Genomic DNA, 25,351 nt, shown 5'->3' with positions numbered 1-25,351 from the left:
GCAACATACTTCTCAGACAGGGGATAAAGATGATTTTCAGCCAGAAAAATGATACGTTGATTTTTATAGTAGTAGCCTCTCATTTTTTAGTGTAATATAATGCTTAAGAAACGATAGGCAGGCAAAACCGCGGGGAAAAATCCATGAAAATTAAAATGAGAATGAAAATATTGATATTATGCCTGGGAAGCACTTTGATAGCGCTTGTCCTTCAAACGATTTTATTTCAGAGGGTATCTGGAAATTTAATCTATAATCAGGCAAAATCGGAAAACTATAACATGATGCAGAACATGCAGAATGAAATTTATACCTTTGTCAAGAAAATAGAAAGCGGGCTCATTGAAATATATAACGATAAGGAATTCCTGCAGGAGCTTAAGGGAACGGAACGCATTGAAGAAATACGGGAGAACAATTACCGGATCGCATATGACCAGGCTATGGAAAATTTCTCTACAACAGACAACATCGTTGCATTGTATATATACAACAGCAGCCACGAAATCATAAGCACTTACAGGCGGGCAGTTACTCCAAAGCATAATTACCCTAAGGATATATATGAAGATGAAGAAATGTATAATGCGGACAAGGTAAAGAAGTACGTGGCTTCCGACAATAAATATATGTTTCTTTCCAGCTATTACAATGTATACCGGGAGACAGATATCGCGAGGTTTGTCTTGAAAATATACGATAATGTAAATACCAATGACATTATCGGCTATGTGGTATGCGATATCGATAGCAAGGCGTTTGTAAAGATCATGGAGAAGTATACCGCGCATCAGGAGGTATATATGTGGCTCCAGCCTCTTGGAGACCGTCCGATTACCGCAATGGAAAACACAGAAACAGCCAGCAGAGAATATTATCTGGAAATCAGCGAGAGAATACAGAACAACACTTTAGATATGTTCATGGATACTTCCGAGGGCAATAAAGTATTGTTCCAGGTGCCTCAGAATAAATATAATCTCGGCGCATATTCCATCATGCCGCAGGCGATTCTCGAGCAGAACCAGAAGGCGCTGACGCAAAATCTTATTTTGATAGGAAGTATGATGTGCATTATTCTCTCAGTGGTTACCTTTTTCATTTCCAGGACCTTAACGAAGCCTCTGGAGGAGTTGATGAAAACCATTGCCCAGATTCGAAAGGGAGATACGAAGAAGAGGGTGCCATATTTGGAAAAAGATGAAATAGGGCAGCTGGGGAAAGAATTCAACGGAATGCTGGACGAGATAGAGCGCCTGATCGGACATGAATATGAAACAAAGCTGTTGCTCAATAAAGCAGAGTATAAGGCGCTTCAGGCGCAGATAAATCCTCACTTTCTGTACAACACCCTGGATACTATGAGCAGTATTGCCAGCGTGCAAAACTGCGACATGGTCAGTAATCTATGCCAGTCATTATCCACCATTTTCCGGTATAGCTTAGATACCAAGCACCCTTATTCCACCGTGGCAAAGGAAATCGTGCATTTGAAGAATTATATATATGTGATGAATGTAAGAATGCGGGAAGAGGTAAAATATCATTTTCAAATAGACGACGAGATCCTTCAGAATTCCATCCCCAGAATTTCCATTCAGCCCTTGGTGGAAAATGCGATTAATCATGGCCTTAGAAATAAAAAGGGAGAAAAAGAAATCTATGTGCGCGTTATGGAAAAGGATGGCATACTGGAAATCGAGGTAGAGGATAACGGAGTCGGGATGGATGCGGAAGAAACCAATCGCAGGCTTAAAGAAAACAGCCATGAACTGGTAGAGAGCGGAAGTTCTATAGGGCTGATCAATATAAACGCGAGAATGAAGATGCTTTATGGGGAAGAATACGGTTTACACATCAACAGTGATGGGAAAAGCGGGACTACCGTTATTCTTAGAATACCGCGCATGGGCGTTGAGGAGGCGGAAGCATGGCTCAAGTAAGCTATAAAGTGCTGATTGCGGATGATGAATACTGGACGAGGGAGAAAATCCGCAATATGCTCGATTGGGAGGCATATCATTTGGTTTTTATGGAACCGGCTAAGGATGGAGAAGAGGTTCTTGCGAGAATGGAGACTGAGATGCCGGATATTTTGATTACCGATATCAACATGCCTTTTATGAATGGTGTGCAGCTTGTCGGTGAGGTTAAGGAAAAATATAAAGATGTTATCGTATTTGTGATCAGCGGATATGATGATTTCGAATATGTAAAAAGTACTTTAATGGCAGGGGCCATCAATTACTTATTAAAGCCGATTACAAAAATTGACTTGGTGGGAGCCCTTTCCAAGGCGCTGGAAATCATCAGCAAAGAGGAAGAGAACAAAAAGCAGATATTGAAGTCCTCCTCTCTCCTTCAGGACAGGGAGCTGAGTTTGTTGGTAGAAAGGGAAGAAACGCCCTTTGCCCCCTCCATAACAATCGATAAGGCCATGGATTTTGCAGGCTGCAGTCTGATGCTCATTAAGATCCACGATCTGAAAGAGATTATGGCGGCATACGAGTACGATATGAACTATTTGTCCTATTCCATAAAAAGGAAGGTAAAAGAGATTACCGAGCTGGATGACCTGCTGGTTTTTAATCATATTTACCGTTCCAATGAATTCCTGATTATCACGGAGCTGGATAATGCAGAGCAGAATAGAATAGCTGTGAAGATATTGAATGCGATGAAGGCGGTTACATCCAGCCCTATCAGTATTATAATCAGCGAGCATACCTATTCCATAGAAAGCATTCATACTGCGTATACGCAGTGTATTTCCTTATTGATGACGAGGAAGTATAAGAAGGAAAGTACTATTTTATTCAGCAGGAAACAGGATGAAGTCGTTTACCGCGATTTGAAGAATTCGTTGGGAGAAGAGACGGAAAATAAGCTAAAGAACCTTTTAAGGAGCAGGAATGCGGAAGCGGTGAAGCAGACTATTTTTGAGACGATCGGAATCAAGCACTGTGAAGAGCAGGGATGGGAATATATTAAACTGAAGCAGACCGTCAAGAAAGTCTGCAATATTCTCACCGATTTCAAGATAGAGCAGAATTCTCCCAAAGATATTGTTGACTTAGAGAATATGATCGATTTGTTGGATAAGACTATGGAGAGCATGGAGGTTACGAAGCTTTGTGAGGTAGTAGAAGAAATAGTAGAAGCGGTCATAGGCGAGCCGAAGGAAGAATTTGCCGGAAGCATTCGGGAGGTAGTGAGGAGGTCGGTTGTCTATATCGATGAACGATTCTTCGAGGAGCTTTCCTTAACTTCGCTATCAAAGCACTTCGGCGTTGAAAGCTCTTATTTTTCAAAAGTGTTCAGACAGGAAACAGGAGAAAACCTAATGCTTTATATCGCAGGAAAAAGAATGGAAAAGGCAAAGGAATATATGAGAGACCAGACGATCAACCTTACAGAAATAGCCTTCATGGTAGGTTATGATGACTATACGTATTTTAATAGGGTATTCAGGAAGATGACGGGAATGAGCCCTCGGGACTACAGAAGCTCTCTTAATAAAAATGAGGCAGATCTATGAAAAAAGCAGGAATAGCAGCGATATTAATCTTATGTATGGCGGCGGTATTCGTTCTTACATTTCAGGCTATGGATTATGGGGAGAAGGATTCCAAAGAAGGGACGGATAAGGTAATGCTTACCGTCTTAGCGGGGCAATCCACTTCCGATGCGGGCGTGGAGGATATGATAGACGAGATGATTGCCGAGAAATTTCCCGCGGTAGCGCTGGAATGGGAATGTGTAGATTGGGGAGAGAAGTTCGACTCCCAAATGCAGGGCAGGCTTGCGGCGGGAGACGTGCCGGATATTATTGTTGGAAAGGCTCAGGATGTGTATGCCTATGCGCGAAGCGGCAATCTGGCCGAGGTCAGGGCTGAGGGAATGGAGCGCATCGAAGAGAGGATACGCGATGCCGTCACCATAGACGGAAAGGTATATGGAATACCTTATAATGCATGGTATCAGGGTGTCGTTTATAATAAGGACATCTTTGACAAATTACAGCTCCAGGTACCAGATACCCTGGAGGAGATGGAGAGAACGGTAAATATACTGGAGGAAAACGGAGTCGTCCCTTTTGCCGCTCATTTTCAGGAGGGCTGGAAAATCGGTAATATGACCATGCAGTTCATGCTGAACAATGTTTTCCGCGGGGAAAGTAACTGGGGAAGCAGATTCAGAGAGGGGGAAATCAGCTTTTCCAATGATCCGCGCATGAGGGAATGTATCGAGCAGAACAAATATATCTTAAACCATACATGGGACGATGCTTTGGTCATCGAACAATATGAAAGCGATAGAAGATTTGCCGGGGGTGAAGCAGCCATGTATCTGACCGGCTCATGGTCCTTGCAAGCTATGGGACAGTACGATACCTCCACGCAATACGGTTTTTTTCCCTTTCCCAACGAAACGGGTGATGCGAGTCTGATTAAGGAGACGAATATGACCTTTATGATGAGCAATACGTCCGGTCATCAAGATATCATTAACGATATTTTTACCGAGCTTTTGCAAAATGAAAAGCTGATGCAGGAAATCCTGGGCTTCACCAGCACCTATCCGGTAGTGGATGATATGACGATAACCTATAAGAGTCCGGTGGAAGCGGACATAAAGAAATACGAGGATGAAAATAGGATAATAGACGCCGCGATAGGAAATAACCAGTTAATTTGGAAATTTCAAAACGATTTGGCGGAGGAAATTTTTAAATGGCTGAATGAGGAGAACAGTATGGAACAGGTGCTTGAATACGCGGACGAGCACAGAGAAGAGAGCGGTAATTAAATAATAAAATTTGAGAGAGCAGCTGCACTATTTAGAATTTCAAAATAGTGCAACTGCTTTTTCCAAATCAGTCCTATTTCCCTTCCCCCGATAAAAGCTAAACTATAAATGTAAACAAAAACACATTCTATTGGAGGGTAAACATGAAAAAGAAGGCTTTGAGTATTATTTTATGTTCCACAATGTTAATGGGCCTGCTTGCAGGATGCGGCAGCGGCAATGCTTCCGGGGCAGAGCAGACGCAGACAAATACGCAGCCGGCTAAGGAGCAGACTGCGGAGGCTCCCGAAGGCGAAGAGACACAGCCGGTAGAGGAAGTAACTCTTACCGTATTGGCGGGACAATCTACTACCGACGCAGGAATCGAGGATTTGATCGACGCCGCATTAGCTGAGCAGTATCCCGGTATCACGCTGGAATGGGAATGCGTGGACTGGGGCAACGATTTCCAGCCTAAAATGCAGCAATATATGCAGTCCGGACTTCCCGATATCATGATTGGCAAGGCACAGGACGTGGCGACCTATGCTCCGCAGGGAATATTAGGAGAAATCGACAGCACTTACCTCGACAGAGTTTTGGATGCGGCCAGCGCTAACGTAACTTTGGATGGCAAGACATACGGTCTCGTATATAACGCGCTGTATCAGGGCGTTTACTATAACAAGGATATGTTTGCAGAAAACGGCTGGGAGATTCCTGAGACTCTGGATGATCTGCAGGTGATTATAGATGACTGCAACGCAAAAGGTATCGTTCCTTTTGCAAGCCATATGGTGGATACATGGTCTATCGGCAATGTCACGATGCAATTTGCGATGAATGACGTATTTAACAACAATCCGACGTGGGGAGAAGACTTCAGAAGCGGTAAGACCTCCTTTACGGACAGTCAGGAATTCCAGACAGCATATAGTTATAATAAGCTGATTTTTGACAATACATTCCCGGAAACCTTCTCCACGGAGCAAACGGACTGTGACGCGAGAATGGTTATGGGAGAGGCGGCGATGAAAGTATCCGGTTCATGGTCGATCCAGAACTTCCTGGATATCGATGAGAACTTCAACTTTGGAATATTCCCCTTCCCTAACAAAACAGGCGATTCCAAGCTGATCTTTGAGCCGAACATTACAATTATGACCAGCGTAGCCAGTGAACATCAGGATGCAATCAACTGCGTGCTCGACGTAATAACGGGAAACAAAGAGCTTGCGGGCGAGATATATGACTACACGAAGACTGCAGCAATGCTTAAAGATGTTACCCCTACCTTTACGAATCCCAGTCAGGAAGATATCGATAAATATGCGGCAGAAGGCATGATCGTAGATGTAACATTAGGCAATAACCAGCTCGTATGGGGCGGCTTCCAAGAGGAAAATGCAAAAGATATAGCGGCATGGCTTCAGGGAGATGAGACTTTTGAAGAAGCATTAGCGGCATCGGATGCCAGAGTTACGGCAAGCAGCGCTAATTAAGAAAAAGAGGCTGTTACATTTCTTGTGGCAGCCTCTTTCATGTAATAGGATAATTTTTTGCCATGTTGATGCCGTAAATAAATTAATTAGGAGTGAAGAAGAATGAATAATAAAAAGCGAAATGGAATGGAAAAGAAAATGGAGAAACAATATCTGGCGATGGTTCTTCCGGGCTTTTTGATTTTTACGGTAGGCCTCATCATCCCCATGTTCATGGCAGTTCGATATTCTCTTACGAGCTGGGACGGAATGTCTGCGCTTAAGCCCTTTGTAGGATTCCAGAACTATATCAGTTTGATGAAGGACTCAGATTTCAGATCGGCATGGTGGTTTACCATTAAATTTACAATTGGAAATACAATAATACAAAATGTACTTGCCCTGCTTTTTGCTGTTGCTCTGGACAGCGGAATTAAGGCGCAGAAAATATACAGAACAGCTTTTTTTGTTCCTTGCTTAATCAGTTCCCTGATCGTTGGTTTTATTTGGCTGAAAATGTATTCCAACGTGCTGCCCGCAATTAATGAAATGCTGGGAACCAGCATCAATTTTCTGCTTTTCGGAAGCGGTCAGACTGTTCTGTCCGGGCTTTTGATAGCGAATAACTGGCAGTGGATCGGGTATTGGATGCTCATTTACCTGGCGGGGCTTCAGTCTATTCCGTCAGATTTGTACGAGGCGGCAAAGGTAGATGGGGCAGGGGCCCTGAGCCGATTTAGAAATATAACGATTCCCATGCTGGCGCCGGCCATTACGATTTGTGTCGTAGGAATAACAACCGGTTCCTTAAAGGTTTACGACTTATTGGTGGCTTCCACCAAAGGCGGCCCGGGAAGGGCCTCCACATCAATTATTTATCAGACCTATGCGACGGCTATTAACGGAAGGCAGTACGGATACGGCTCGGCAATGTCTGTGACGCTTGTTCTGGTCCTGCTTCTGGTAGCTCTGATACAAGTGAAGGGTCTGAAAAAGAAGGAGGTGCAGGCATAATGCTGTCAGCAAAGCGAAGAAGCAGAAAAGAAGACATACAAAAACAGCCTTATACAAAAGTAACGCTGGCTGTTCAGATATTTATGACAGCGATAGCCTTGCTTTTCGTCGCACCTATTTTAATGATCGTGAATTATTCCTTCAAGACGAAAAAGGAGCTGTATTTATCCAGCCCTCTTGCGCTGCCGGAAAGTATACAATTCGGAAATTATGAAAAGGCCTTTGATAAACTGAATATGGCCACAACCTTTACCAATACCTTTTTATATACTGCAATCAGCGTGCTTGTACTCGCTTTGCTGTGCGGATCCACCGCATGGGCGATTGCCAGATGTAAAGCTAAATTCTTCAAATTCTGTTATATTTATTTTATAGTAGGAATTCTGATTCCGTATCAGGCGCTGTTCTTGCCGATATATATCATAGGATATAATATGAATCTTACCAACACGGCACACGGAATTATCTTTATGTATATCGCTACGGGAATCTCCTTTGGAGTTTTTCTTATGAATAGCTTTATGTCGACAGTTCCGATAGAGCTGGAAGAGGCGGCGAGGATAGACGGATGCTCCGTTTTTCGGACTTATTTTACTATAGTCATGCCGCTCCTTAAGCCTGCTATGGCGACTCTGGTAATTATGCAGGCATTTCAGATATGGAACGACTATTTGCTGGCCAGTCTGTATGTGAGCAAGAAGCAGCTTAAGACGCTTACCGTGGCGATCCAGTCTTTGTTTTCGGCACAGACCAGCGACTATACAACGGCCATGGCGGCAATTATCATATCGGTTCTGCCGATTGCCATATTATTCATAAGCCTGCAGAAATATTTTATAAAAGGAATGACTGTCGGTGCGGTCAAGGGATAACGATTAGGAGGGAAAAGATATGGTTGCATTATTGAATAAATATTTGCTGGGGGATATGGAATGCCATTATTATCTGGATGACGAAACAAAAGCAGTGGAGCTGGTTCTTGTGCCATCAGGTATGGAACTGCTTTGCTGGAAGGAGAAAAAACAGGTAGTCGATTCTCTGGTGCAGATAAAGGCGGCCGGGGATGTCTATCCGGGCGGTTATGCGGGAGGCGGTACGATGCGCCAGGGAGGCTCGGTAAGCCTGCTTAAATATCACGATCAATATATAGTGAAAGACGAACGGCAGACTTGTATATATACTTCTTTCTATTTTAAAGAGGCGTGCAAAGCGGAGCATTGTCTGAGATTTAAGGAGGGCAGCAGTCATCTGGAAAGTGAGGTGAGGCTGACAAACGGAGGAAATAAGGAGATTTTTCTTGAAATGCTGTCCAGCTTTTCTCTGGGAGGGATATCTCCTTTCGTGGCTGGGGATGCTCATGACAGCATGAGGGTACACCGCCTGCGCAGCGTATGGAGCATGGAAGGACGTCTGGAAACGAGGACGATTGAAGAAATGCAGCTGGAGCCCTCATGGGCGGGACACGCGGTTCGCTCGGAGCGCTTCGGGCAAGTGGGTTCCATGCCGGTAAACCGCTACTTCCCCTATCTTGTAGTGGAAGATAGCGTAAATGATGTCTGCTGGGGGGCACAGCTAAAGCACAATGCATCGTGGCAGATGGAGGTATACCGTAAGGATGATGGAGTATCCGTATCGGGAGGACTGGCCGACAGAGAATTCGGGCATTGGATGAAAAAGCTGGCACCGGAGGAAAGCTTTGAGACGCCCACGGCGATTCTATCCGTATGCAAAGGCGGAGGCGTGGACAGAATTTCCCAGAGAATGACGGCAGCTCTTGAGGAATATGTGGATAAAGAGCCGGAAGGTGAGCAGGAGCTTCCCATTATCTTCAACGAATACTGTACCACATGGGGCTGTCCTTCCCATGAGAATATAACAGGAATACTGGAAGCAATTAAAAATAAGGGCTTCTCCTATTTTGTTATCGATTGCGGTTGGTATAAAAAAGATGGGGTTCCTTGGGATATTATGATGGGAGATTACAACGTCTCCAAGGAACTGTTTCCCGAGGGCTTAGAGAAGACTGTTCAGAAAATAAAGGAAGCAGGACTTAAGCCGGGCATATGGTTCGAGATAGAAAATGTAGGCTCCGCTGCAGAAATCTATAAGGATGAAGAGCATCTCTTAAAGAGAGACGGGGAAGTGCTTACCACTACCATGAGGCGCTTCCTGGACCTGCGTAACCCGTGGGTTATCGGTTATCTGAAGGAGAAAGTAATCGGAACCTTGAAGCGATACGGCTTCGAATATATGAAGATGGATTATAATGACACGATAGGACTTGGATGTGACGGAGCGGAGTCTCTGGGAGAGGGCCTGCGTCAAAATATGGCTGCTTCTCTGGAATTTATTAAGAGTGTAAAGGAGGAGGTCCCTGGTATCATTCTGGAAAACTGTGCATCCGGAGGACATCGGCTGGAACCTCTCATGATGAGCCTGACCAGCATGGCATCCTTTTCCGACGCCCATGAGTGCGAGGAGATTCCGGTAATTGCGGCTAACCTTCACAGAGCCATTCTGCCCAGACAGAGTCAGATATGGGCCGTAATAAGGAAAGAGGATTCATTAAAAAGAATCGCTTACTCTGTTATCAATACATTTTTGGGAAGAATGTGTATTTCCGGAGATGTGACGGAATTGAGCAGCGGACAGTGGGACGTGATCGACAGAGGAATTGCCTTTTATAAAAAGATAGCACCTATTATTAAGCATGGATATACCTACTTTTACGGAAGTGAGATTACCAGCTACAGAAATCTGAAGGGTTGGCAGGGAATCGTAAGGGTTTCCGATGGAGGTGAGGCATATGCTCTTTTCCATGCATTTGAAGTTCCGATGGGAGGCGTCTTGAAAATGGAACTTCCAAAGGGAGTTCATGCTGTAATCAAAGAAGTATATTCCGACAGCGAGTGCGCGGTATCGATAGAAGATAACTGCTTGTGCTATACGCCAGAGGACAATAAAAAGGCGGTAGCAGTGTTGCTTGGAAGGAAATAAATATAGGATTCCAAAATTTGCTGTTAATGTTATACTATCTTTATAAGTAATTCTCTAAATGGATTAGGGTGTCAAAAGGTCCTTTATAAATACATTCTGGTCAATATGACCAAAACAAAAAGAACGATTGCGCCTATGTAAATATTTAGAAGTTCTTTCTCTGGATATTTGAGCCATAACAGAAAACAAAACTGTTTGAGCGCAGCGAGTTTTTTGTTTTCTGTTATGTTTGGCGCGAATAGACTGAGAATTAGAACTTCTTATATATTGGAATTCGGAGCAGGAGTTTTTTTGTTTTGAGCATATTGGCTTGAGACGTTTGCAAAAGGACCTTTTGACGCCCTAATCCTAAATGGTTACAAAATAAAGTGGAGATCAGGTAACAGAATATGAAAAAATCAGCAATATTTATGGCAATTCTGGCGGCAGTCTGTTATGGAATCAGTGCTCCCGTCTCAAAAATTTTATTAGGAGAGCTTTCACCTATATTCATGGCATCGCTGCTTTATCTGGGTGCCGGAGCAGGGATGCTCATCGTAAACCTGTTAAGAGGAAAGAAGTCGGAACGGAAAGAAGCGAAAATTACGAGAACCGAGCTTCCTTATGTAGCCGGTATGATAATCCTTGACATTGGCGCGCCGATTTTTCTTATGATCGGTCTAAGCCTTACCACATCGGCTAACGCGTCCTTGATGAATAATTTCGAGATTGTAGCCACTGCAGTAATCGCCTTAGTAATTTTTAAGGAAGCGATAGGAAAAAGAATGTGGATGGCCATATTTCTTATCACCGTGTCGAGCATGATTTTATCTGTTGAGGATTTCAGTACCTTTTCCTTCTCCATAGGCTCGATATTTGTACTGCTGGCCTGCGTCTGCTGGGGTTTTGAAAACAATTGTACACGGATGCTGTCGTTAAAAGATCCATTCGAGATCGTCATTATCAAGGGCTTCGGTTCTGGTTTTGGTTCCTTGCTGATAGCGGCGGCTTCATCGGAAATTATTTTTCACGGTGCTTATATCGTTTGTTCTCTTTTGTTGGGGTTCGTGTCCTATGGACTTAGCATATTCTTTTATATCCGCGCCCAAAGAGAGCTGGGGGCCGCGCGCACCAGCGCATATTATGCAGCGTCGCCGTTTATCGGCGTATTCCTGTCGTTTGTGATTTTCGGTCAGAATCTGACACTTTCATTTTCTGTCGCTGCCTTCATTATGGCGGCAGGGGCATATCTGGCGGCGTTTGAGAGACACGAGCATTCCCATGCCCACCATGAATTGGAGCACGAGCACAGGCATAGTCATACTGATGGACATCATACTCATATTCACGATTATCCGGTGGAGGGTGAGCACAGCCATCCTCACATTCACGAAGAAATGGTACATACCCATGCCCACACCCCGGATTTGCATCATACTCACGCGCATTAATTACAAGGTTAAATTATGTTGTTTTGAAACCTCTTACCAAAACCTGCAATTCCTTGATTCGGTCATTTACATTGTTGCTGAGGTCTGCAATGGAAATCATGGAAGCGAGAATTTCTTCGGAACCGGCGGAGGTCTCCTCCGTTGTGGCGGCATTCTCCTGTGCGCTGGCGGAAAGGTTGCTGATATGTGATACCACATTGTTACAGCTTAAGTTCATCCGGCCGTTGATGCTTTCTAACGCATCGATTTGTGTATTGATGACCTCAAGGCTGTTGGCGATAGCCGTATACTTGTTTTTCGTATCGTCCACGCTCCTGGTCTGTATCTGCACCGTATCTCTCGCCAAATAGCTCTGTTCCTTTGCCAAAGCTGCGTTCTCCTGCAATTCCTTCAGCATCGTATTAATGGTGCCTACGGATCCGGCAGATTGTTCCGCGAGCTTGCGGATTTCATCGGCGACCACGGCAAAGCCCTTGCCTGCCTCTCCTGCTCTGGCAGCTTCAATGCTGGCATTCAGAGAGAGAAGGTTGGTCTGCTCTGCGATCTCCGAGATGAGAGAGCTTGCTTCTCCTATCTGATTGGCACTGTCATTTATTTTATCTATGACCTCTAATATTTCCAAGAAGATTTTCTGACTGCTCTTATTTATTTCAGCAAGACCGTTTACTACATCGAGTCCTTCTATACCAGCTTTATTTATCTGTTTGGAAGCCTTTGCGAGAAGCTCACCGCTTTCGGCACTCTGGCCGATGACCTGCTCCAAGTTCACGATTTCTGCAGCGGACTGCTCCGTATCTGTGGCCTGAGAGGTGGCCGTGCTTGCGATTTCCTCAATTGCCCTTGCGATTTCCCCCGTAGCAACACTGACTTCATCAGTGCTTTTCACCATCGTTTGAGAAGAATTGCTTATTTCGGAAGAGGCGGTGCTTATCTGCCCTACGATCTCCTGCAGGGAAGCGAGCACAGTATTGAAGGAAGAGGACAGAATTCCCAGCTCATCCTTACTGTTTAAGGAAAGAGTATCCTGCGCAAGATTCTTTTTGGCCAGTTCGTTCATGCTGACGGTTATCTCGTTGATATGCTTCCTTAAATAACGTATGATCATTACGGCGAGGATAAAAATTACCGTGATAAAAAAGATTGCTATCGAGGTCACTCGAACGATTTTGGCATGAATCTCACGCTCCAATTGGGCGGAGCTGTAATCACTGTACAGAGTGAGCAAATCCTGCATCTCATTGAGGCATTCTCTGGCTGTATCAAAGGATTCATCCATTATATGAAAATCTCCTTCTCCGGTCTCCGGGTCATAAGAGGACTGCCATATCGTAAAATTCGTATGAAACTCCTCCAGAAGATCCTTTAGCGTTTTATCCTTTTGCAGGAATCCGTCGGGATCGTCGGAGTTTTCAGATCCGTTAATTAGCACGAAGAGATTGTGAGGAGTGTAATATTCCAATAACTGTGAATGGTTTTGCAGATATTCCGTCACTTTATTAGCATTATCGATTGTCTGCTGTGCATTTTCCTTGTATACGGCTCTTAGGTCTGCGAGTTGCCCGGAATCCGAAGAATTAATGCGTAATGCTGCTTCGTTGGCTTGATAGAAATCTCTGTCGCTGCTCAGCAGGCTTACGTGAGTCATGTATAGGTTAACGTAGAAAATATCCCAACTGCTTTTATAGGTGGAATTGACTGTACTGTAAAATATAAACAACAGCAAACATAATCCCAAAGTGGTAGGTAACACAATTAAAAATAACTTGTTTCTGATCGATAGATTTTTAAACATCACTTGTCGCCCTCCTATTATAAATTATCTCATAAGTAAATATCCTTTTCCCCTGAGCTCATTATATCATCGTTATTGTGTAAAAACTATTAAAAATGTCGTGAAAAAACCATTTTATGCATAATTCTCACAAAAAACGTTTTTATTTTTGGGCTTATTCTGTACTATCTTTTTGGATAGTATATTACTAGAATGTGAGTACTTGAAGTTTCTGTTTTTTGTATTAAAATTATATTGAAAACTGTCTTTTGATGAATGCGCCTAAGTGAAGGAGGTTTTAATTTGAAAGTATTACTTATTAACGGAAGTCCTCATGAGAAGGGCTGTACATACACTGCGTTGTCAGAAGTCGCTGGTGTGCTTGAGAAGAATGAAATAGAAACGGAAATATTATACCTGGGCACCAAGCCGATAGCCGGCTGCATCGCCTGCGGGAAATGTGAGGAGACCGGCCACTGCATCTTTAACGACAAGGTAAATGAGATAATTGATAAACTGGACGAATATGACGGCATGGTAGTAGGATCCCCCGTTTACTATGCCAGTGCTGCAGGACAGCTTTGTGCCTTCCTGGACAGATTATTCTACAGCGGAGGAGACCGTATGGCAGGCAAGTTCGCCGCTGCTGTTGTATCCTGCCGCCGCGGAGGGGCAACTGCTGCTTTCGACCGCCTGAATAAGTACTTTACTATCAGCAATATGCCGGTGGTGCCTTCACAGTATTGGAATCAGGTACATGGCTTTACGCCGGAGGATGTGAGAAAGGATAAGGAAGGATTGCAAATCATGCGCACCCTCGGACAGAATATGTCATGGCTTATGAAGAGCGCACAGGTCGCACTCAGAAATGGAGTGGCGCTGCCGAAGTATGAGCCGTATGTGGCTACTAACTTTATCCGTTAGTCATTAGGGTGTGTCTGAAAATTTTTGTGATTAAATTAAGTAAGGTGCCTCTTAAGTCTTTTCATGACTTTTGAGGCACCTTTTGAATTATGGGCTTTAGCCTGTTGAGTGTGACGGAGTTTCTCAAAAGAGAAACGTAGACATACGAAACAAAAATCCCCCTGCTTTGCGGGGGGAGGCAGATTGTTATACAAAAAAATCACCTTTCCGTTATGATAGAGTTGTTCAAGCTACTACAATAACGAAAGGAAAGGTGATTTTAATGGCAAACAAAAGTAATGACATGGCACATACAAAGTGGATGTGCAAGTATCACATTGTTTTCACTCCAAAGTATAGACGAAAAATAATATATAATCAATATAAAGAAAGTATCAGAGATATTCTGAAACAGTTATGTTCTTACAAAGGAGTGGAGATTATCGAAGGGCATCTTATGCCCGATCATATCCATATGTTAGTGAGCATACCGCCTAAGATGAGTATTTCAAGTTTTATGGGATACTTAAAAGGCAAGAGTGCACTTATGATTTTTGATAAGCACGCAAATTTGAAGTATAAATTTGGGAACAGACATTTCTGGTCAGAAGGATACTATGTGAGCACAGTAGGACTTAACGAGGCAACAATAAAAAAGTATATACAGGATCAGGAAAAAGCAGACATACTACAAGATAAAATAAGTGTGAAGGAGTATGAGGACCCCTTTAAGGGGTAGCCGAGTAATACAAGCGCTGCTTCAGCGGCTGCGACGAGTCAATGGCGTAGTGGCTTGAACAAAGTGAAAGCCAGCGTCTTTAGGCGCTGGCCGGTAACAGAGGCTTATAGCCTCAGAGCAAACCACGTCTTTTAGGCGTGGTTCTGATTAGAACAAAAATGCAGCTTTTCAAACACGTGCGGGTCCGCTGCTTTCCCGGATCACAAGCTCCGGCAGGAAATCTATCGCGTCCTGAGCGGGCAGGCCCTGTATCTCATCGAGCAACAATTTGATGACATAGCGTCCCAGCATATCGTTGTGGCGGTCCAGGCTGGTGAGCCGAGGAGTTAAGTAATCTCCGTCATAAAAGCGGTCGCAGCTTATCAAGGCAATATCTCCGGGGACGGAGAGCTGTCTGTCCGATATGGCGCGAAGCGCACCCAGGGATACGTTATCGTTCATTGCGAGCAGAGCGGTAACAGGAGCTCCACAGTCAAGAATATGTAAGGCGGCGTTGTATCCGTCGGCCATATAATAGTCGGAGGTAGCAACGAACTCCGGCTCATCCTCCAGCCCCAATTCTAAAAGCGTGCGGTGATAGGCACTTAAACGGGATTCCGTGATGTAAACTCCTCGTTCGCCGCCCACGAAGCCAATTCTTTTATGGCCTAATGAAGCCAGATAGCGAATGGCCATGATGATGCCGTTGTCGTTTTCCTTATTCACGAAAGTGCAGGGAATATCAGGGAGTTTTCTTCCGATCACAACGGCGGGCACAGTGGAAGCAAGCCGTTTCAGAGCTTCTATATAGCTGTCACTGATTTCACATAAGTCGATTTGCCCCCCCGCAATGATGACTCCATCCACTTTTTTATCTAAAATCATCTGAAAATAGGTTTCTTCTTTTTCTCGTTCACCTGAGGCGTAGGAAACCGCAGAAAATGCTGTATTGCATAAAATTACTGAATAGCCTGACTGATGGGCAGACCACTCGATCTCAGAAAACAGCGTGGAGAAGTAGGGATTGGTAATGTCGGGAACGATGACACCAAGTGTTTTTGTCTGCTTAAGGATAAGTCCTTGTGCAAGCGGATTGGGGGTATAATGATATTTGTTGATGACATTCTGAACCCGTTCCTTCGTCTTTGGCGATACGGGAACCGTGCCGTTTAAGACGCGAGAGACAGTAGCGATGGAAACCCCGCTCTCTTTTGCAATTTGTATGATCGTAATATTTTTATCCATATAGTCCTCCTCGCTTACCATAGTTTAACATAGGGAAAAGTAGTTTTCAACCGATAAACTCCTCTTCTTTTCACGTCATTTGTATAGGATCGCAACTTACCCCATCGCCCATAATTACATAAATAATGCACAAAATTTCTCTTATGAAATTGTGTTATCTAGACAAATTACAATGAAAAATAACAAAAGCGGGAAAATAAGATTGACATCCGAAAATTCAGATAGTATATTAAAAATACAAAATGTAAACGTTTTCAGAAAAGGTTTACAGAAAACCTTTACATATTCCAGTCTATGGAATACAAACAAGCAAAAGAAAGATGGAGGTATACCATGAAAGTGATGAAAAAGTTATGTGCCCTGCTTTTGGCAGTGGCAATGAGTGCATCCATGCTGACAGCATGTGGAAGCAGCTCGGGCAGCGAAGAAGCTGCAAAGGGGGATGAACAGGTAACCGTTGAATTTTGGACTTTGGCTCTGCAGCCAACCTACACGGATTTTATTCAGGGACTTATCGACAAATATGAAGCGGATAATCCGAACGTAAAAGTAAATTGGCAGGATCTTCCTTATGATGCCATCGAGCAGAAACTTTTAGCGGCGACTGCGGGAAGCAACCCTCCTGACGTAGTCAATATCTGGTCGCAGCTCGCATTAACGCTTGCTGGCAAGGGAGCGCTGCTGGATCTGGAAGCTGCGGCCACGGATGAGCAGAAGTCTATCTATATAGAATCTATGTATAACTCAGCAAAGCTTGGCGACGGCGTATATGCGTTTCCCTGGTATGCTACTCCCAACGTAACGGTGTACAACACGGAGCTTCTTGCACAAGCAGGAATTACCGAGATTCCGGCAACTTGGGATGAGGCGTTTGCAGCGGCGAAGGATTTCAAGGACAAGACAGGCGCATACTTGATCACACCCAGTTCCATGTATCATATGCTTTGCTATTATGACATTCCGATTCTGACCGAAGATAAGACAAAAGCTGCATTTAATAATCCTGAAGCGGTAGAACTTTTATCGCGCCTTGTAGAATATGTGAATGAAGGTGTCATCGCCCCGAACAAATGGGATGATTGGGATAACGACCGTCAGCAGTACGCCAACGACAAGCTCGGCATGCTGTGTTCAGGACCCCAGACTATCGCGAGAATCCGCACGGAATCTCCCGAGAAATATGCGGTAACAGACGTTGCAGAATCCATTTACGGACCGTGGGGCTATACCGGTGCAGCAGTTATGAATCTGGTAGTTCCGGCTAACAGCAAGCACCAGGAAGAAGGAATCAAATTTGCTAATTATCTCTCCAACGATGGGAACCAGCTCGCTTTTGCAAAAGAGGCTTCTATATTCCCTACGACAAAAGCAGCGGCTGCCGATGACTACTTCAAGTCCGACATGGACACGGTGGAAGGAAGAACGAACTACTACGCTTCCCTGTCAGCGCAGAAAAGCACGGATATGACGCTGGGAATTCCCAATGATAATGCCGTGAAGCTGGAAATCGATAACCTGATGGACATGCTGTTTGCCAGCAACATGACGCCGGAGGATGCTTTGGCACAGTGTGAGCAGAGCGTGAACCAGCTGCTCGCAGAGAACCAATAAGCGGATGAGGATATCTGCTTACCGATAAGAATGAAGAAAGCGCTGCCGCAAAATGTCGCAGATTTTGCGGCAGCTTTCCTAAGGGAGAAAAAATATGAACAGCTTTTACAGAACGCATCGAAAAAAAGTTAAAACCACTATGATATCGTATTTATTCATGGCACCGGCGCTGATTATCCTCGGTATATTTGTATTTTATCCGATAGTTTTCAGTATACCGCTGGCATTTACCAATTACTCCGCGGTGGGCGGTACGACGAAATTCATCGGCCTTTACAATTTCGAACGGTTGGTCAGAGACCCGGATTTTTGGCTGGCTCTTAAGAATTCCTGCCTATTCGTTGTTGTAGTTCCGATTTTGCAGCTTCTTTCCATTTTGCTAGCACTTTTGATGAACCAGAAATTTCATGGAAACGCGGCCCTTCGCGTGTTGATTTACATGCCGGTTGTTACTTCCATGGTAGCGGTGTCGATTATCTGGAAGTTTATTTTTGAGGATGATGGACTTATCAATGCGCTGCTCATGAATTGGAATATCATCGACAAGCCCATTTCTTTTTTGTTTGAATCCAAGATTGCCCTCATTGTACTGATGGGAGTGACGATTTGGCAGGGTATCGGCTATTACATGATGATGTACTTGTCGGCTTTGCAATCCTTCCCGACGGAGATTCTGGACGCTTCGAAAATCGATGGTGCTAATGCATGGCAGACCTTTTGGAAGATACGCTTGCCTCTTTTGAAGAATCAGATAGGCTTCTGCTCTTTGATTTCTACGATTGCGGCTGTAGGTGTATTCGATGTGGTTTTTACGATGACGAACGGAGGTCCCAACAAATCCACTTACGTTATCAATTACTATTCCTATAAAATGGCATTCACTAATTACGATTTCGGATATTCGGCTGCAATAGGACTTGTCAGTGCCGTTATCATCGGTATATTCAGTTGTATCCAGTTTGCCATTAAAAACAGAGGAGGAGAATGAGATGTCACGCAGTGCAATAAACACAATGAATATAAGAAGGAAGAAGAGGATAAAAGGATTTTCTGTCGCAGCGTTTCGTTATCTTGTGGTGATAGCCATTGCAGTTATCTGCGCAGGGCCTTTTCTATGGCTGGCAAGCGCTTCCGTCAAGGTGTCGGAAAATATATATACCTTGAACCTGCTTCCGAAAGCTCCTTCCTTTGGCAATTACGAACAGGTCTTCTCCCTGCTGAACATCGGCAAGATGTTGTTTAATTCCTTGATTATCACGGTGGGCGGCATCGTGTTGGACGTTATTCTCGGCTCCTTATGCGCGTATCCGCTTGCGAAGCTTGATTTTTTTGGCAGAAAGACGATGAATACAGTGCTTATCGCTACGATGATCATACCTGCGGCAGCGGGACTTGTAGTGAACTACATCACCATTTCCAAAATGGGATTGAACGATAACTTCTGGGGTGTCATCCTTCCCAATTCGGTAACGGTATTTAATATCATTTTCCTAAAAACTGCATATGAAGGTATCTCTACCGATCTGATCGAAGCGTCGCGTATCGACGGAGCCGGAGAACTGACTATCTGGTGGAAAATCATGCTTCCGCAAATCATTCCGGCCGTAGCTACAGTGGTCATCATGGACTTTATCAACAAGTGGAATAACTTCCTTTGGCCGTTAATCGTGTTGAATGTGGATAAATATCCGGTAGCGGCAGGACTGAAATATTTGAGCGGACAATTCACTTACAAGTTCGGCAATGTGGCGGCGGGCACGGTGGTATCCGTAATACCGATTATCATCGTCTTCCTGTTCTGCCAGAAATACTACGTGAATACAACGGTGGGTGCTGTTAAGGGCTGATAATAATAAAAAAGGAGAACGGAATGGATATTATAAAAGGAATCAGCCACATCGGTATGGTGGTACCCGATGTGGATGCAGCAGTCAGATTTTATTGTGAAGGATTAGGGCTTACGCTGAAGCGCAGAGATAATTATAACGCTATTGTCATAACGCCGGATGGTGTCATTTTGGAGATTTCTCCGGACGGTACCGACAAGGGCGACTATTCAGGAATTACCCACATCTGCCTGAACACTTACGATGTGGATGCGACGTTTCAAAGAGCGCTCTCATATGGGGCAGTCATATCCAGACCGGAGAACCCGGAGCCTTATAATTATAATTCACTGCGGATGGCGTTCGTCCGAACTCCTTCGGGAGAAGAGATAGAATTTTGGTATATTGAGAAAAACGGGCTGCTGCGAGAGCCCGTGGCAGATGGAAAATACATTAAAAATTTCGTTCATGTGGCGCTTACCGTGCCGGATATGAAAGAGTGCATCCGCTTTTACGAGGGCCTCGGCGCTGTTTTGAAGGAGGATTGGGAGTGGGGATGTTCGCTGCGCCTTGCGGACATGCGCGAGCTGGAACTTTTTACAGGAGGTTATTATTCTGAAAAGGCATATGGATACACTCACTACAGCCTTCTTACCGACGATGTGGAGAGGGCGGCTGCGCAGGTGGAAGCACTTGGAGGTAAGAAATTGGAACAGCCATATGATTGGTCGAATCTGCGCATCTGCTTCTGTCAGGGCATGGGGGGAGAGGTACTGGAATTCTTTCAAATGTATGAGGACGGGCGGGCAGCCGATGTTTTTGATAAGGCACCGGAGACTCTGCCCGATGTATTTGCCTGAAAATGCAAAGAAAGTGAGGGACGAAAATGAACCGTTTGGATTATGTGAATCTTTTAAAGGAAATCGATGACGAAATCGGCGCTCCGAAAGGAACCTTTCAGAGCATGTTCGGAGCAAAAACGAAAGAAGAGCTGGAGGAGATCCGTTATATCGCCGCTATTGCCCTTGTGGCCGCCGACCGTTTTTACTCCAACCTGACAAAAACCGAATTTGAAATGCGGGAAAAGGATGAAAGGGGGACGAGGACGTGTTGAAAATAGGATTCGCCGATTATTATCTGGACAATTGGCACGCCAATTACTACCCTGGATTTTTGAGGGAAGTAAACACCAAATATGGCCATGATGCCGCGCTGACCGAAGCCTATGCTCTGTACGATAAGAAGCAGGGGATGACGACGAAAGAGTGGTGCCGTAAAAATCACGTGCATCAGGCTTCCTCCATGGAGGAGCTGATAGAGAGAGTAGATGCGATTATGGTGATCGCTGCGGACGATTCGAGATGGCACGAAGAAGTGTGCCGTCTGCCCCTTGCAAGCGGCAAGCCCGTATTTGTGGATAAGACCTTCGCCCCTGATGTGGAAACGGGAAGGCGGATGTTTGAATATGCAAAAAAGCATCATACTCCGGTATTCTCTTCTTCGGCTCAGCGTTTTTGCGAAAGCATCTTGAATTATAAAGAGCGGGAACAGGGCAGCACGAAGTTCATGTCCACCGTTGGCCCGCATGATCTGGATAACTATGCGGTTCATCAGTTCGAACCTATCGTTGCAGTGATGGGAACGGGAGTGCGTCGCGTGAAAAGCTTTGCCGTGGGAAGCAAGGTGACACAGTTGATATTGGACTACGGTGATGGACGGATGGCTAGCTTCACTCAGACGCCTAACCCATGGGCGGAGTTTAATTTCATGGTATCCGACGGGGAAAAAGGAGAGCGGTTGGATAGCTCTGACTACTACCTCAATACGATGAAAGCGATTCTCGATTTCTTCGAGACAAAGCAGCTTCCTGTGAGAGAGGATGAGACGCTGGAAATACTGGCTCTTATTGAGGCGGCGAAAAAAGCGAGGGAATTGCCGGATAGCTGGCTGGAAATAACATATTAGGAGGCGTGCGAATTGCGATGGAAAAGATAAAGCTGCATTATTTGATCGGCGATGTTCATATGGGTGGCCACGATGTACACCGGGTAGCGATAAACAATAAAATTTTGTTGGAAGAGGCGGGAGCTTTCGATATTCTGATGGTATGTGATGAGCCGTCCATCGGAGATATGTGCTTCGATACATATTTTGCCGGTGATCTGATAAAGGAATGCCAGGTGCTCGTATTTAACTGCGGCAACTACCGATTCAATATAAGGGAAGAGCAGGAAAGGCTGGAGCAGGCGGTGGCAGAGGGAGCGGGCTTCGTCTTTCTTCACGGGGATCATCCCTGTTATTGGAAGGCGATAGGTAATTCTGCATGGGAAGGCGCAGAACGGATGGCAGGACTTCTCTGGAGAGAGGTAACCTCCCATGGGGATTATGGCGAGGCTCATATAGAGATAGATCTGCCGGAGCACCCGATCATGAAAGGACTGGAGGCCTTTGATACGAAGGATGAGATATTCTGCAACTGTGAAAACGTATGGAATGTGCCGCTTCAGACGTTGGCCAGCGCCTGGTCCGATTCGCGTGTGATATCCAGGCACGGAGAACCGGGCACGGGCAAAAAGGAGCCGATTGCCGTGACGGGATACTATGGAAAAGGAAGAACCTTTAACCAGCTTTTGGGGCATGTATGGCCTTATTATACCGGACATGGTCTCGGGGAAAATACAATGCTCAGCTTCAGCCCCAGACAGTTCCGGCAGATGTTCGTCCGGGCATGTGAATGGGTGGCTACCGGAAAGGTGGAGAAGACGTTTGCTTTCGATGGCGAAGCAAAACTTCGATAATAAAAATAAGAAATAAAACGGAGAGAGAAATGGTAAAAGATTATAGAGTAGTATTTACAGAGAGAGAACGGGCTGAGCTTGTAGAGAAGGAATTCGACGATGTTCCGGCAGCGGATGAAATCGTAGGAAAAAACATATTGTCCCTCATATCCACAGGCTCCGAGAGGGGCGGCTATACACAGCAGTTTCCCTCGGAAAGATATCCGATGCAGACCGGCTCCTCTTCCGTCGCCGTAATCATATGTACGGGAGAAGGGGTGACGGATCTGAAAGAGGGCGATCTGGTCTATCATAACGGACATCATACATTATATTGTAAGATGAAGGCGGAGGATGTCATTCTTCTTCCGGAAGGAGTGAAGCCGGAGCACGCGCTGTTCGGAAGATATGCGGCGGTCTCCATGACCTCCATCTTTCATGCGTCGGCGAAACCGGTGGAAAGTGTGGTCGTAACGGGACTTGGCATGGTGGGCCTGATGTGCGCACAGATGGCGAACTGCTTCGGTTACCGTGTATACGCTACAGATCCTTCTGAAGAACGAAGAAACACGGCGAACAGGGCGGGACTTGTTAATGTCGGTGCTTCTCTGGAAGAATGGCCGGAGCTCAAGGGGAGCGTATCGACCCTGTATGAGTGCTCGGGTAACGAAAACGCGCTGCACGCTGTCATTCCTTATATGAGAAAGCGGGGAGAAATCTTCCAGATAGGCGTTCCCTGGAAAAAAACTTCGGATTGGGATGCCCATACGCTGCTTTATGAACTGTTTTATGCGTTCATAAGTATTCACGGAGGCTGGGAGTGGTCGATACCGCTGAAATCCGATGAGCTGCATTCTCACAGCTCCTTCTCCCATATCCGTTCGGCGATGGAATTCATCGCGGAGGGAAAGGTGCATGTGCCGGAAGAGATGTACGAGCTTCGAAACCCCGAGGATTGCGGACAGGTATATCATGACATCACGATTCCTCGCATGGCGCCTACAAGCATGATGTTGGATTGGAGGGATTTTTAGCATGGCAGACATAAATGTGAAAGATAAAACAGCTATCGGTATCCATCATATAGGAATGCATTCTCATCATTTCGATGAAACAGTTCGATTCTACGAGGAAGGACTTGGTCTTACTGTGAAGCATACATGGGGAAAAGGGGAGCGTGTAGCAATGATGGATGCAGGATGCGGAAGCTGTATCGAGGTGTTCGATGCGGGAGAGGGCGAGACCATTCCCGGAGGAAGCTGGATTCATGTGGCATTACATACGGAGGATATCCATGACAGTTACGAGCGGGCCATACGAGCAGGCGGCAAGCCGAAGCTCGCTCCTGCCTTTGCTGACATATTGGAAGCGACCCCGGAGCCTGTCTACATGTGGTTCGCCTACGTGGTGGGTTTTGACGGAGAAGAGATAGAATTTATTCAGGAAGTGGAGAAGCCGGAGGGAAGCGGCCAATGCATACCATAGCGAAAAAAGTGCGGGTGATGTTTTTCCCGGAGAAGGCGCACACCGAGGAGCAGATGAGGACGAGCCGGCGGATACTTCTCATACAGGGAGTTATGGCCAGTGTCATGCTATCCCTGACCACGGGAAATTTCATGGCGGGTTATCTGGCTTATCTTGGTGCCAGTCCCTCGATGGTGGCGCGGATTGCGATTATTCCCCAGCTCGGCTGTGTGCTGCAGATGATTTCTCCCTTTTTCTTCGAGAGGCTGAAATACCGGAAACTACCTATTGCGCTTATTTGCTTCGCTTTTCGCTTCTCGATAGGATTTGCGGTGTTCGCACCGGTTCTTTTTCAAGATCAGAAGACCGGACGGCAGTTTGTATTCGTCTTGTATTTTTTTGCTTTTCTGGCCGCCGGATTCGTAACCCCGGCGCTGAATCAGTGGATGCTTCAAGTGGGGCCTGTGGATGGGCGGGGACGGTATTTCGCCATAAAGGATATTTTAGCTATGACGGCCACCTCGGGAGTTTCTTTTCTAATGGGATATCAACTGGATTTTTTTATCGGACAGGAACAGGCATGGGCAGGATATCTGGTCGTGTATGCATTCTGCATTCTCTTTTCTATTGTGGATTTCATACTTATGCTTCTCATACGTGAACCAGAGAATTCCGTGACGAAAGGATATAGCCTGAAGGATGTGGCCGGGCCCTTTCGCAATCCGCATTATCGGCCGGTGCTCATATATAATATGTGCTCCTATTTTGCAACCCTGTTCGCATCCGGATTCCTTGCAATCTATCAATTAAAGGTGCTGCACTTGAATCACACATTTATCGTGGGAAGCGGCGTGCTGGCATCCATCTTGGGAGTGGGAGGCATATGGTTGTGGGGAAAGGTGGCGGATCGTACATTTTGGACGATGGTAGTCCTTGGTATGCAGATGGTGACGGGCTTTTGCAATCTGGGATGGTTTTTCATGAAGCAGGATGTAAGATGGGCGGCACTTTTGCTCATATGTGTATCGGCGCTAGGCAATGCTTCCTCCGGAATGGCGGGCCTGAATCTTCAATATGCCAGCGCGCCGCCTGAGCGGATGACGACCTACCTTGGCGTTACGGCGGCGGCAGCCAGCATGGTAGGATATGCAGGAGCTATGGCGGCAGCCGCCTTGCAGGAACAGCTGGAGCGCATTTACGGAAGCGGGCAAAGCATTGCCGTTTTGTTCCTCATAAGCGGTGTCACCGGACTTTTCACGGCCTGTTATGGATTATATCGTCTTCCCCAAAAACGGGTGGACTACCTGAAATTAAAGAAATAAAATA

Annotated in this window: 22 protein-coding genes; 20 read left to right on the top strand and 2 right to left on the bottom strand. The window is 45.4% G+C overall.

Translation table 11 applies throughout. The features are described 5' to 3' along the window. The first annotated feature begins 143 nt into the window (after nucleotides 1–143). The 8 genes from V6984_RS19975 (at nucleotide 144) to V6984_RS19940 (ending at nucleotide 11,710) form a co-directional block, all read left to right on the top strand. Entirely contained in the window at nucleotides 144–1,943 is a 1,800-nt protein-coding gene (locus tag V6984_RS19975; protein ID WP_342757355.1) for a cache domain-containing sensor histidine kinase, read from the top strand. Beyond that, complete coding sequence (locus tag V6984_RS19970; protein ID WP_342757354.1) at nucleotides 1,931–3,538, top strand: response regulator transcription factor; 1,608 nt, start codon at nucleotides 1,931–1,933, stop codon at nucleotides 3,536–3,538. The genes V6984_RS19975 and V6984_RS19970 overlap by 13 nt, the downstream gene beginning before the upstream one ends. Further along, on the top strand, nucleotides 3,535–4,809 hold the full coding sequence (locus tag V6984_RS19965; protein ID WP_342757353.1) for an ABC transporter substrate-binding protein: 1,275 nt from the start codon (nucleotides 3,535–3,537) through the stop codon (nucleotides 4,807–4,809). Before V6984_RS19970 ends, V6984_RS19965 begins: the two co-directional genes overlap by 4 nt. Before the next feature lie 143 nt (nucleotides 4,810–4,952). Then, a complete protein-coding gene (locus V6984_RS19960) occupies nucleotides 4,953–6,290 on the top strand; it encodes an ABC transporter substrate-binding protein (RefSeq protein WP_342757352.1) in 1,338 nt (445 codons plus the stop codon). A gap of 102 nt (nucleotides 6,291–6,392) precedes the next feature. After that, on the top strand, nucleotides 6,393–7,283 hold the full coding sequence (locus V6984_RS19955) for a sugar ABC transporter permease (protein ID WP_342757351.1): 891 nt from the start codon (nucleotides 6,393–6,395) through the stop codon (nucleotides 7,281–7,283). After that, entirely contained in the window at nucleotides 7,283–8,155 is an 873-nt protein-coding gene (locus tag V6984_RS19950) for a carbohydrate ABC transporter permease (RefSeq protein ID WP_342757350.1), read from the top strand. Before V6984_RS19955 ends, V6984_RS19950 begins: the two co-directional genes overlap by 1 nt. 19 nt (nucleotides 8,156–8,174) lie before the next feature. Beyond that, the gene (locus V6984_RS19945) at nucleotides 8,175–10,280 is read left to right on the top strand and encodes a glycoside hydrolase family 36 protein (protein WP_342757349.1); all 2,106 of its coding nucleotides are present in this window, start codon (nucleotides 8,175–8,177) and stop codon (nucleotides 10,278–10,280) included. A gap of 389 nt (nucleotides 10,281–10,669) precedes the next feature. After that, the gene (locus V6984_RS19940) at nucleotides 10,670–11,710 is read left to right on the top strand and encodes a DMT family transporter (protein ID WP_342757348.1); all 1,041 of its coding nucleotides are present in this window, start codon (nucleotides 10,670–10,672) and stop codon (nucleotides 11,708–11,710) included. A gap of 13 nt (nucleotides 11,711–11,723) precedes the next feature. Here the strand turns inward: V6984_RS19940 and V6984_RS19935 are convergent, their stop codons facing one another. Next, nucleotides 11,724–13,502, bottom strand: a complete 1,779-nt coding sequence (locus V6984_RS19935) for a methyl-accepting chemotaxis protein (RefSeq protein ID WP_342760058.1) — start codon at nucleotides 13,500–13,502, stop codon at nucleotides 11,724–11,726. A 282-nt stretch (nucleotides 13,503–13,784) separates the two neighbouring features. Here V6984_RS19935 and V6984_RS19930 point away from each other — a divergent pair, with 282 nt between their 5' ends. Next, nucleotides 13,785–14,405, top strand: a complete 621-nt coding sequence (locus V6984_RS19930; protein ID WP_342757347.1) for a flavodoxin family protein — start codon at nucleotides 13,785–13,787, stop codon at nucleotides 14,403–14,405. Between the two features lie 262 nt (nucleotides 14,406–14,667). After that, the gene (gene tnpA / locus V6984_RS19925) at nucleotides 14,668–15,123 is read left to right on the top strand and encodes an IS200/IS605 family transposase (protein ID WP_342756422.1); all 456 of its coding nucleotides are present in this window, start codon (nucleotides 14,668–14,670) and stop codon (nucleotides 15,121–15,123) included. A 168-nt stretch (nucleotides 15,124–15,291) separates the two neighbouring features. On the opposite strand, the gene V6984_RS19920 is transcribed toward tnpA, so the two are convergent. Beyond that, nucleotides 15,292–16,347, bottom strand: a complete 1,056-nt coding sequence (locus V6984_RS19920; RefSeq protein ID WP_342757346.1) for a LacI family DNA-binding transcriptional regulator — start codon at nucleotides 16,345–16,347, stop codon at nucleotides 15,292–15,294. A gap of 294 nt (nucleotides 16,348–16,641) precedes the next feature. On the opposite strand from V6984_RS19920, the gene V6984_RS19915 reads away from it, so the two are divergent. The 10 genes from V6984_RS19915 (at nucleotide 16,642) to V6984_RS19870 (ending at nucleotide 25,347) form a co-directional block, all read left to right on the top strand. Continuing rightward, the gene (locus V6984_RS19915) at nucleotides 16,642–17,958 is read left to right on the top strand and encodes a sugar ABC transporter substrate-binding protein (protein ID WP_342757345.1); all 1,317 of its coding nucleotides are present in this window, start codon (nucleotides 16,642–16,644) and stop codon (nucleotides 17,956–17,958) included. A 139-nt stretch (nucleotides 17,959–18,097) separates the two neighbouring features. Continuing rightward, nucleotides 18,098–18,946: a sugar ABC transporter permease gene (locus tag V6984_RS19910; RefSeq protein ID WP_342757344.1), complete on the top strand. Its 849-nt coding sequence runs from the start codon at nucleotides 18,098–18,100 to the stop codon at nucleotides 18,944–18,946. Nucleotide 18,947: 1 nt separating this feature from the next. After that, complete coding sequence (locus tag V6984_RS19905; protein WP_342757343.1) at nucleotides 18,948–19,805, top strand: carbohydrate ABC transporter permease; 858 nt, start codon at nucleotides 18,948–18,950, stop codon at nucleotides 19,803–19,805. A gap of 23 nt (nucleotides 19,806–19,828) precedes the next feature. Next, complete coding sequence (locus tag V6984_RS19900) at nucleotides 19,829–20,644, top strand: VOC family protein (RefSeq protein WP_342757342.1); 816 nt, start codon at nucleotides 19,829–19,831, stop codon at nucleotides 20,642–20,644. A gap of 26 nt (nucleotides 20,645–20,670) precedes the next feature. Beyond that, nucleotides 20,671–20,898, top strand: a complete 228-nt coding sequence (locus tag V6984_RS19895) for a hypothetical protein (protein WP_342757341.1) — start codon at nucleotides 20,671–20,673, stop codon at nucleotides 20,896–20,898. Further along, complete coding sequence (locus tag V6984_RS19890; RefSeq protein ID WP_342757340.1) at nucleotides 20,892–21,749, top strand: Gfo/Idh/MocA family oxidoreductase; 858 nt, start codon at nucleotides 20,892–20,894, stop codon at nucleotides 21,747–21,749. The genes V6984_RS19895 and V6984_RS19890 overlap by 7 nt, the downstream gene beginning before the upstream one ends. 17 nt (nucleotides 21,750–21,766) lie before the next feature. Then, nucleotides 21,767–22,582, top strand: a complete 816-nt coding sequence (locus tag V6984_RS19885) for a ThuA domain-containing protein (RefSeq protein WP_342757339.1) — start codon at nucleotides 21,767–21,769, stop codon at nucleotides 22,580–22,582. Nucleotides 22,583–22,611: 29 nt separating this feature from the next. Continuing rightward, on the top strand, nucleotides 22,612–23,595 hold the full coding sequence (locus V6984_RS19880) for a zinc-binding alcohol dehydrogenase (protein WP_342757338.1): 984 nt from the start codon (nucleotides 22,612–22,614) through the stop codon (nucleotides 23,593–23,595). 1 nt (nucleotide 23,596) lies between these two features. Next, nucleotides 23,597–24,046, top strand: a complete 450-nt coding sequence (locus V6984_RS19875; RefSeq protein ID WP_342757337.1) for a VOC family protein — start codon at nucleotides 23,597–23,599, stop codon at nucleotides 24,044–24,046. Then, a complete protein-coding gene (locus V6984_RS19870) occupies nucleotides 24,034–25,347 on the top strand; it encodes an MFS transporter (protein ID WP_342757336.1) in 1,314 nt (437 codons plus the stop codon). Before V6984_RS19875 ends, V6984_RS19870 begins: the two co-directional genes overlap by 13 nt. The last annotated feature ends 4 nt before the right edge of the window (nucleotides 25,348–25,351 follow it).

This window comes from Kineothrix sp. IPX-CK (assembly GCF_039134705.1).
GTDB classification, from domain to species: Bacteria; Bacillota; Clostridia; order Lachnospirales; family Lachnospiraceae; genus Kineothrix; species Kineothrix sedimenti.
This window is presented reverse-complemented; position numbering and strand designations above follow the sequence as displayed.

Excerpts from the sequence above, each read along its gene's own strand:
- V6984_RS19955 (WP_342757351.1), top strand. The coding sequence starts at position 6,393 with ATGAATAATAAAAAGCGAAATGGAATGGAAAAGAAAATGGAGAAACAA.
- V6984_RS19940 (WP_342757348.1), top strand. The coding sequence starts at position 10,670 with ATGAAAAAATCAGCAATATTTATGGCAATTCTGGCGGCAGTCTGTTAT.
- V6984_RS19975 (WP_342757355.1), top strand. The coding sequence starts at position 144 with ATGAAAATTAAAATGAGAATGAAAATATTGATATTATGCCTGGGAAGC.
- V6984_RS19885 (WP_342757339.1), top strand. The coding sequence starts at position 21,767 with ATGGAAAAGATAAAGCTGCATTATTTGATCGGCGATGTTCATATGGGT.
- V6984_RS19965 (WP_342757353.1), top strand. The coding sequence starts at position 3,535 with ATGAAAAAAGCAGGAATAGCAGCGATATTAATCTTATGTATGGCGGCG.
- V6984_RS19900 (WP_342757342.1), top strand. The coding sequence starts at position 19,829 with ATGGATATTATAAAAGGAATCAGCCACATCGGTATGGTGGTACCCGAT.
- V6984_RS19910 (WP_342757344.1), top strand. The coding sequence starts at position 18,098 with ATGATATCGTATTTATTCATGGCACCGGCGCTGATTATCCTCGGTATA.
- V6984_RS19880 (WP_342757338.1), top strand. The coding sequence starts at position 22,612 with ATGGTAAAAGATTATAGAGTAGTATTTACAGAGAGAGAACGGGCTGAG.
- V6984_RS19960 (WP_342757352.1), top strand. The coding sequence starts at position 4,953 with ATGAAAAAGAAGGCTTTGAGTATTATTTTATGTTCCACAATGTTAATG.
- V6984_RS19895 (WP_342757341.1), top strand. The coding sequence starts at position 20,671 with ATGAACCGTTTGGATTATGTGAATCTTTTAAAGGAAATCGATGACGAA.
- V6984_RS19935 (WP_342760058.1), bottom strand. The coding sequence starts at position 13,502 with ATGTTTAAAAATCTATCGATCAGAAACAAGTTATTTTTAATTGTGTTA.
- V6984_RS19920 (WP_342757346.1), bottom strand. The coding sequence starts at position 16,347 with ATGGATAAAAATATTACGATCATACAAATTGCAAAAGAGAGCGGGGTT.
- V6984_RS19875 (WP_342757337.1), top strand. The coding sequence starts at position 23,597 with ATGGCAGACATAAATGTGAAAGATAAAACAGCTATCGGTATCCATCAT.
- V6984_RS19915 (WP_342757345.1), top strand. The coding sequence starts at position 16,642 with ATGGAATACAAACAAGCAAAAGAAAGATGGAGGTATACCATGAAAGTG.
- V6984_RS19870 (WP_342757336.1), top strand. The coding sequence starts at position 24,034 with ATGCATACCATAGCGAAAAAAGTGCGGGTGATGTTTTTCCCGGAGAAG.
- V6984_RS19950 (WP_342757350.1), top strand. The coding sequence starts at position 7,283 with ATGCTGTCAGCAAAGCGAAGAAGCAGAAAAGAAGACATACAAAAACAG.
- tnpA (WP_342756422.1), top strand. The coding sequence starts at position 14,668 with ATGGCAAACAAAAGTAATGACATGGCACATACAAAGTGGATGTGCAAG.
- V6984_RS19945 (WP_342757349.1), top strand. The coding sequence starts at position 8,175 with ATGGTTGCATTATTGAATAAATATTTGCTGGGGGATATGGAATGCCAT.
- V6984_RS19905 (WP_342757343.1), top strand. The coding sequence starts at position 18,948 with ATGTCACGCAGTGCAATAAACACAATGAATATAAGAAGGAAGAAGAGG.
- V6984_RS19970 (WP_342757354.1), top strand. The coding sequence starts at position 1,931 with ATGGCTCAAGTAAGCTATAAAGTGCTGATTGCGGATGATGAATACTGG.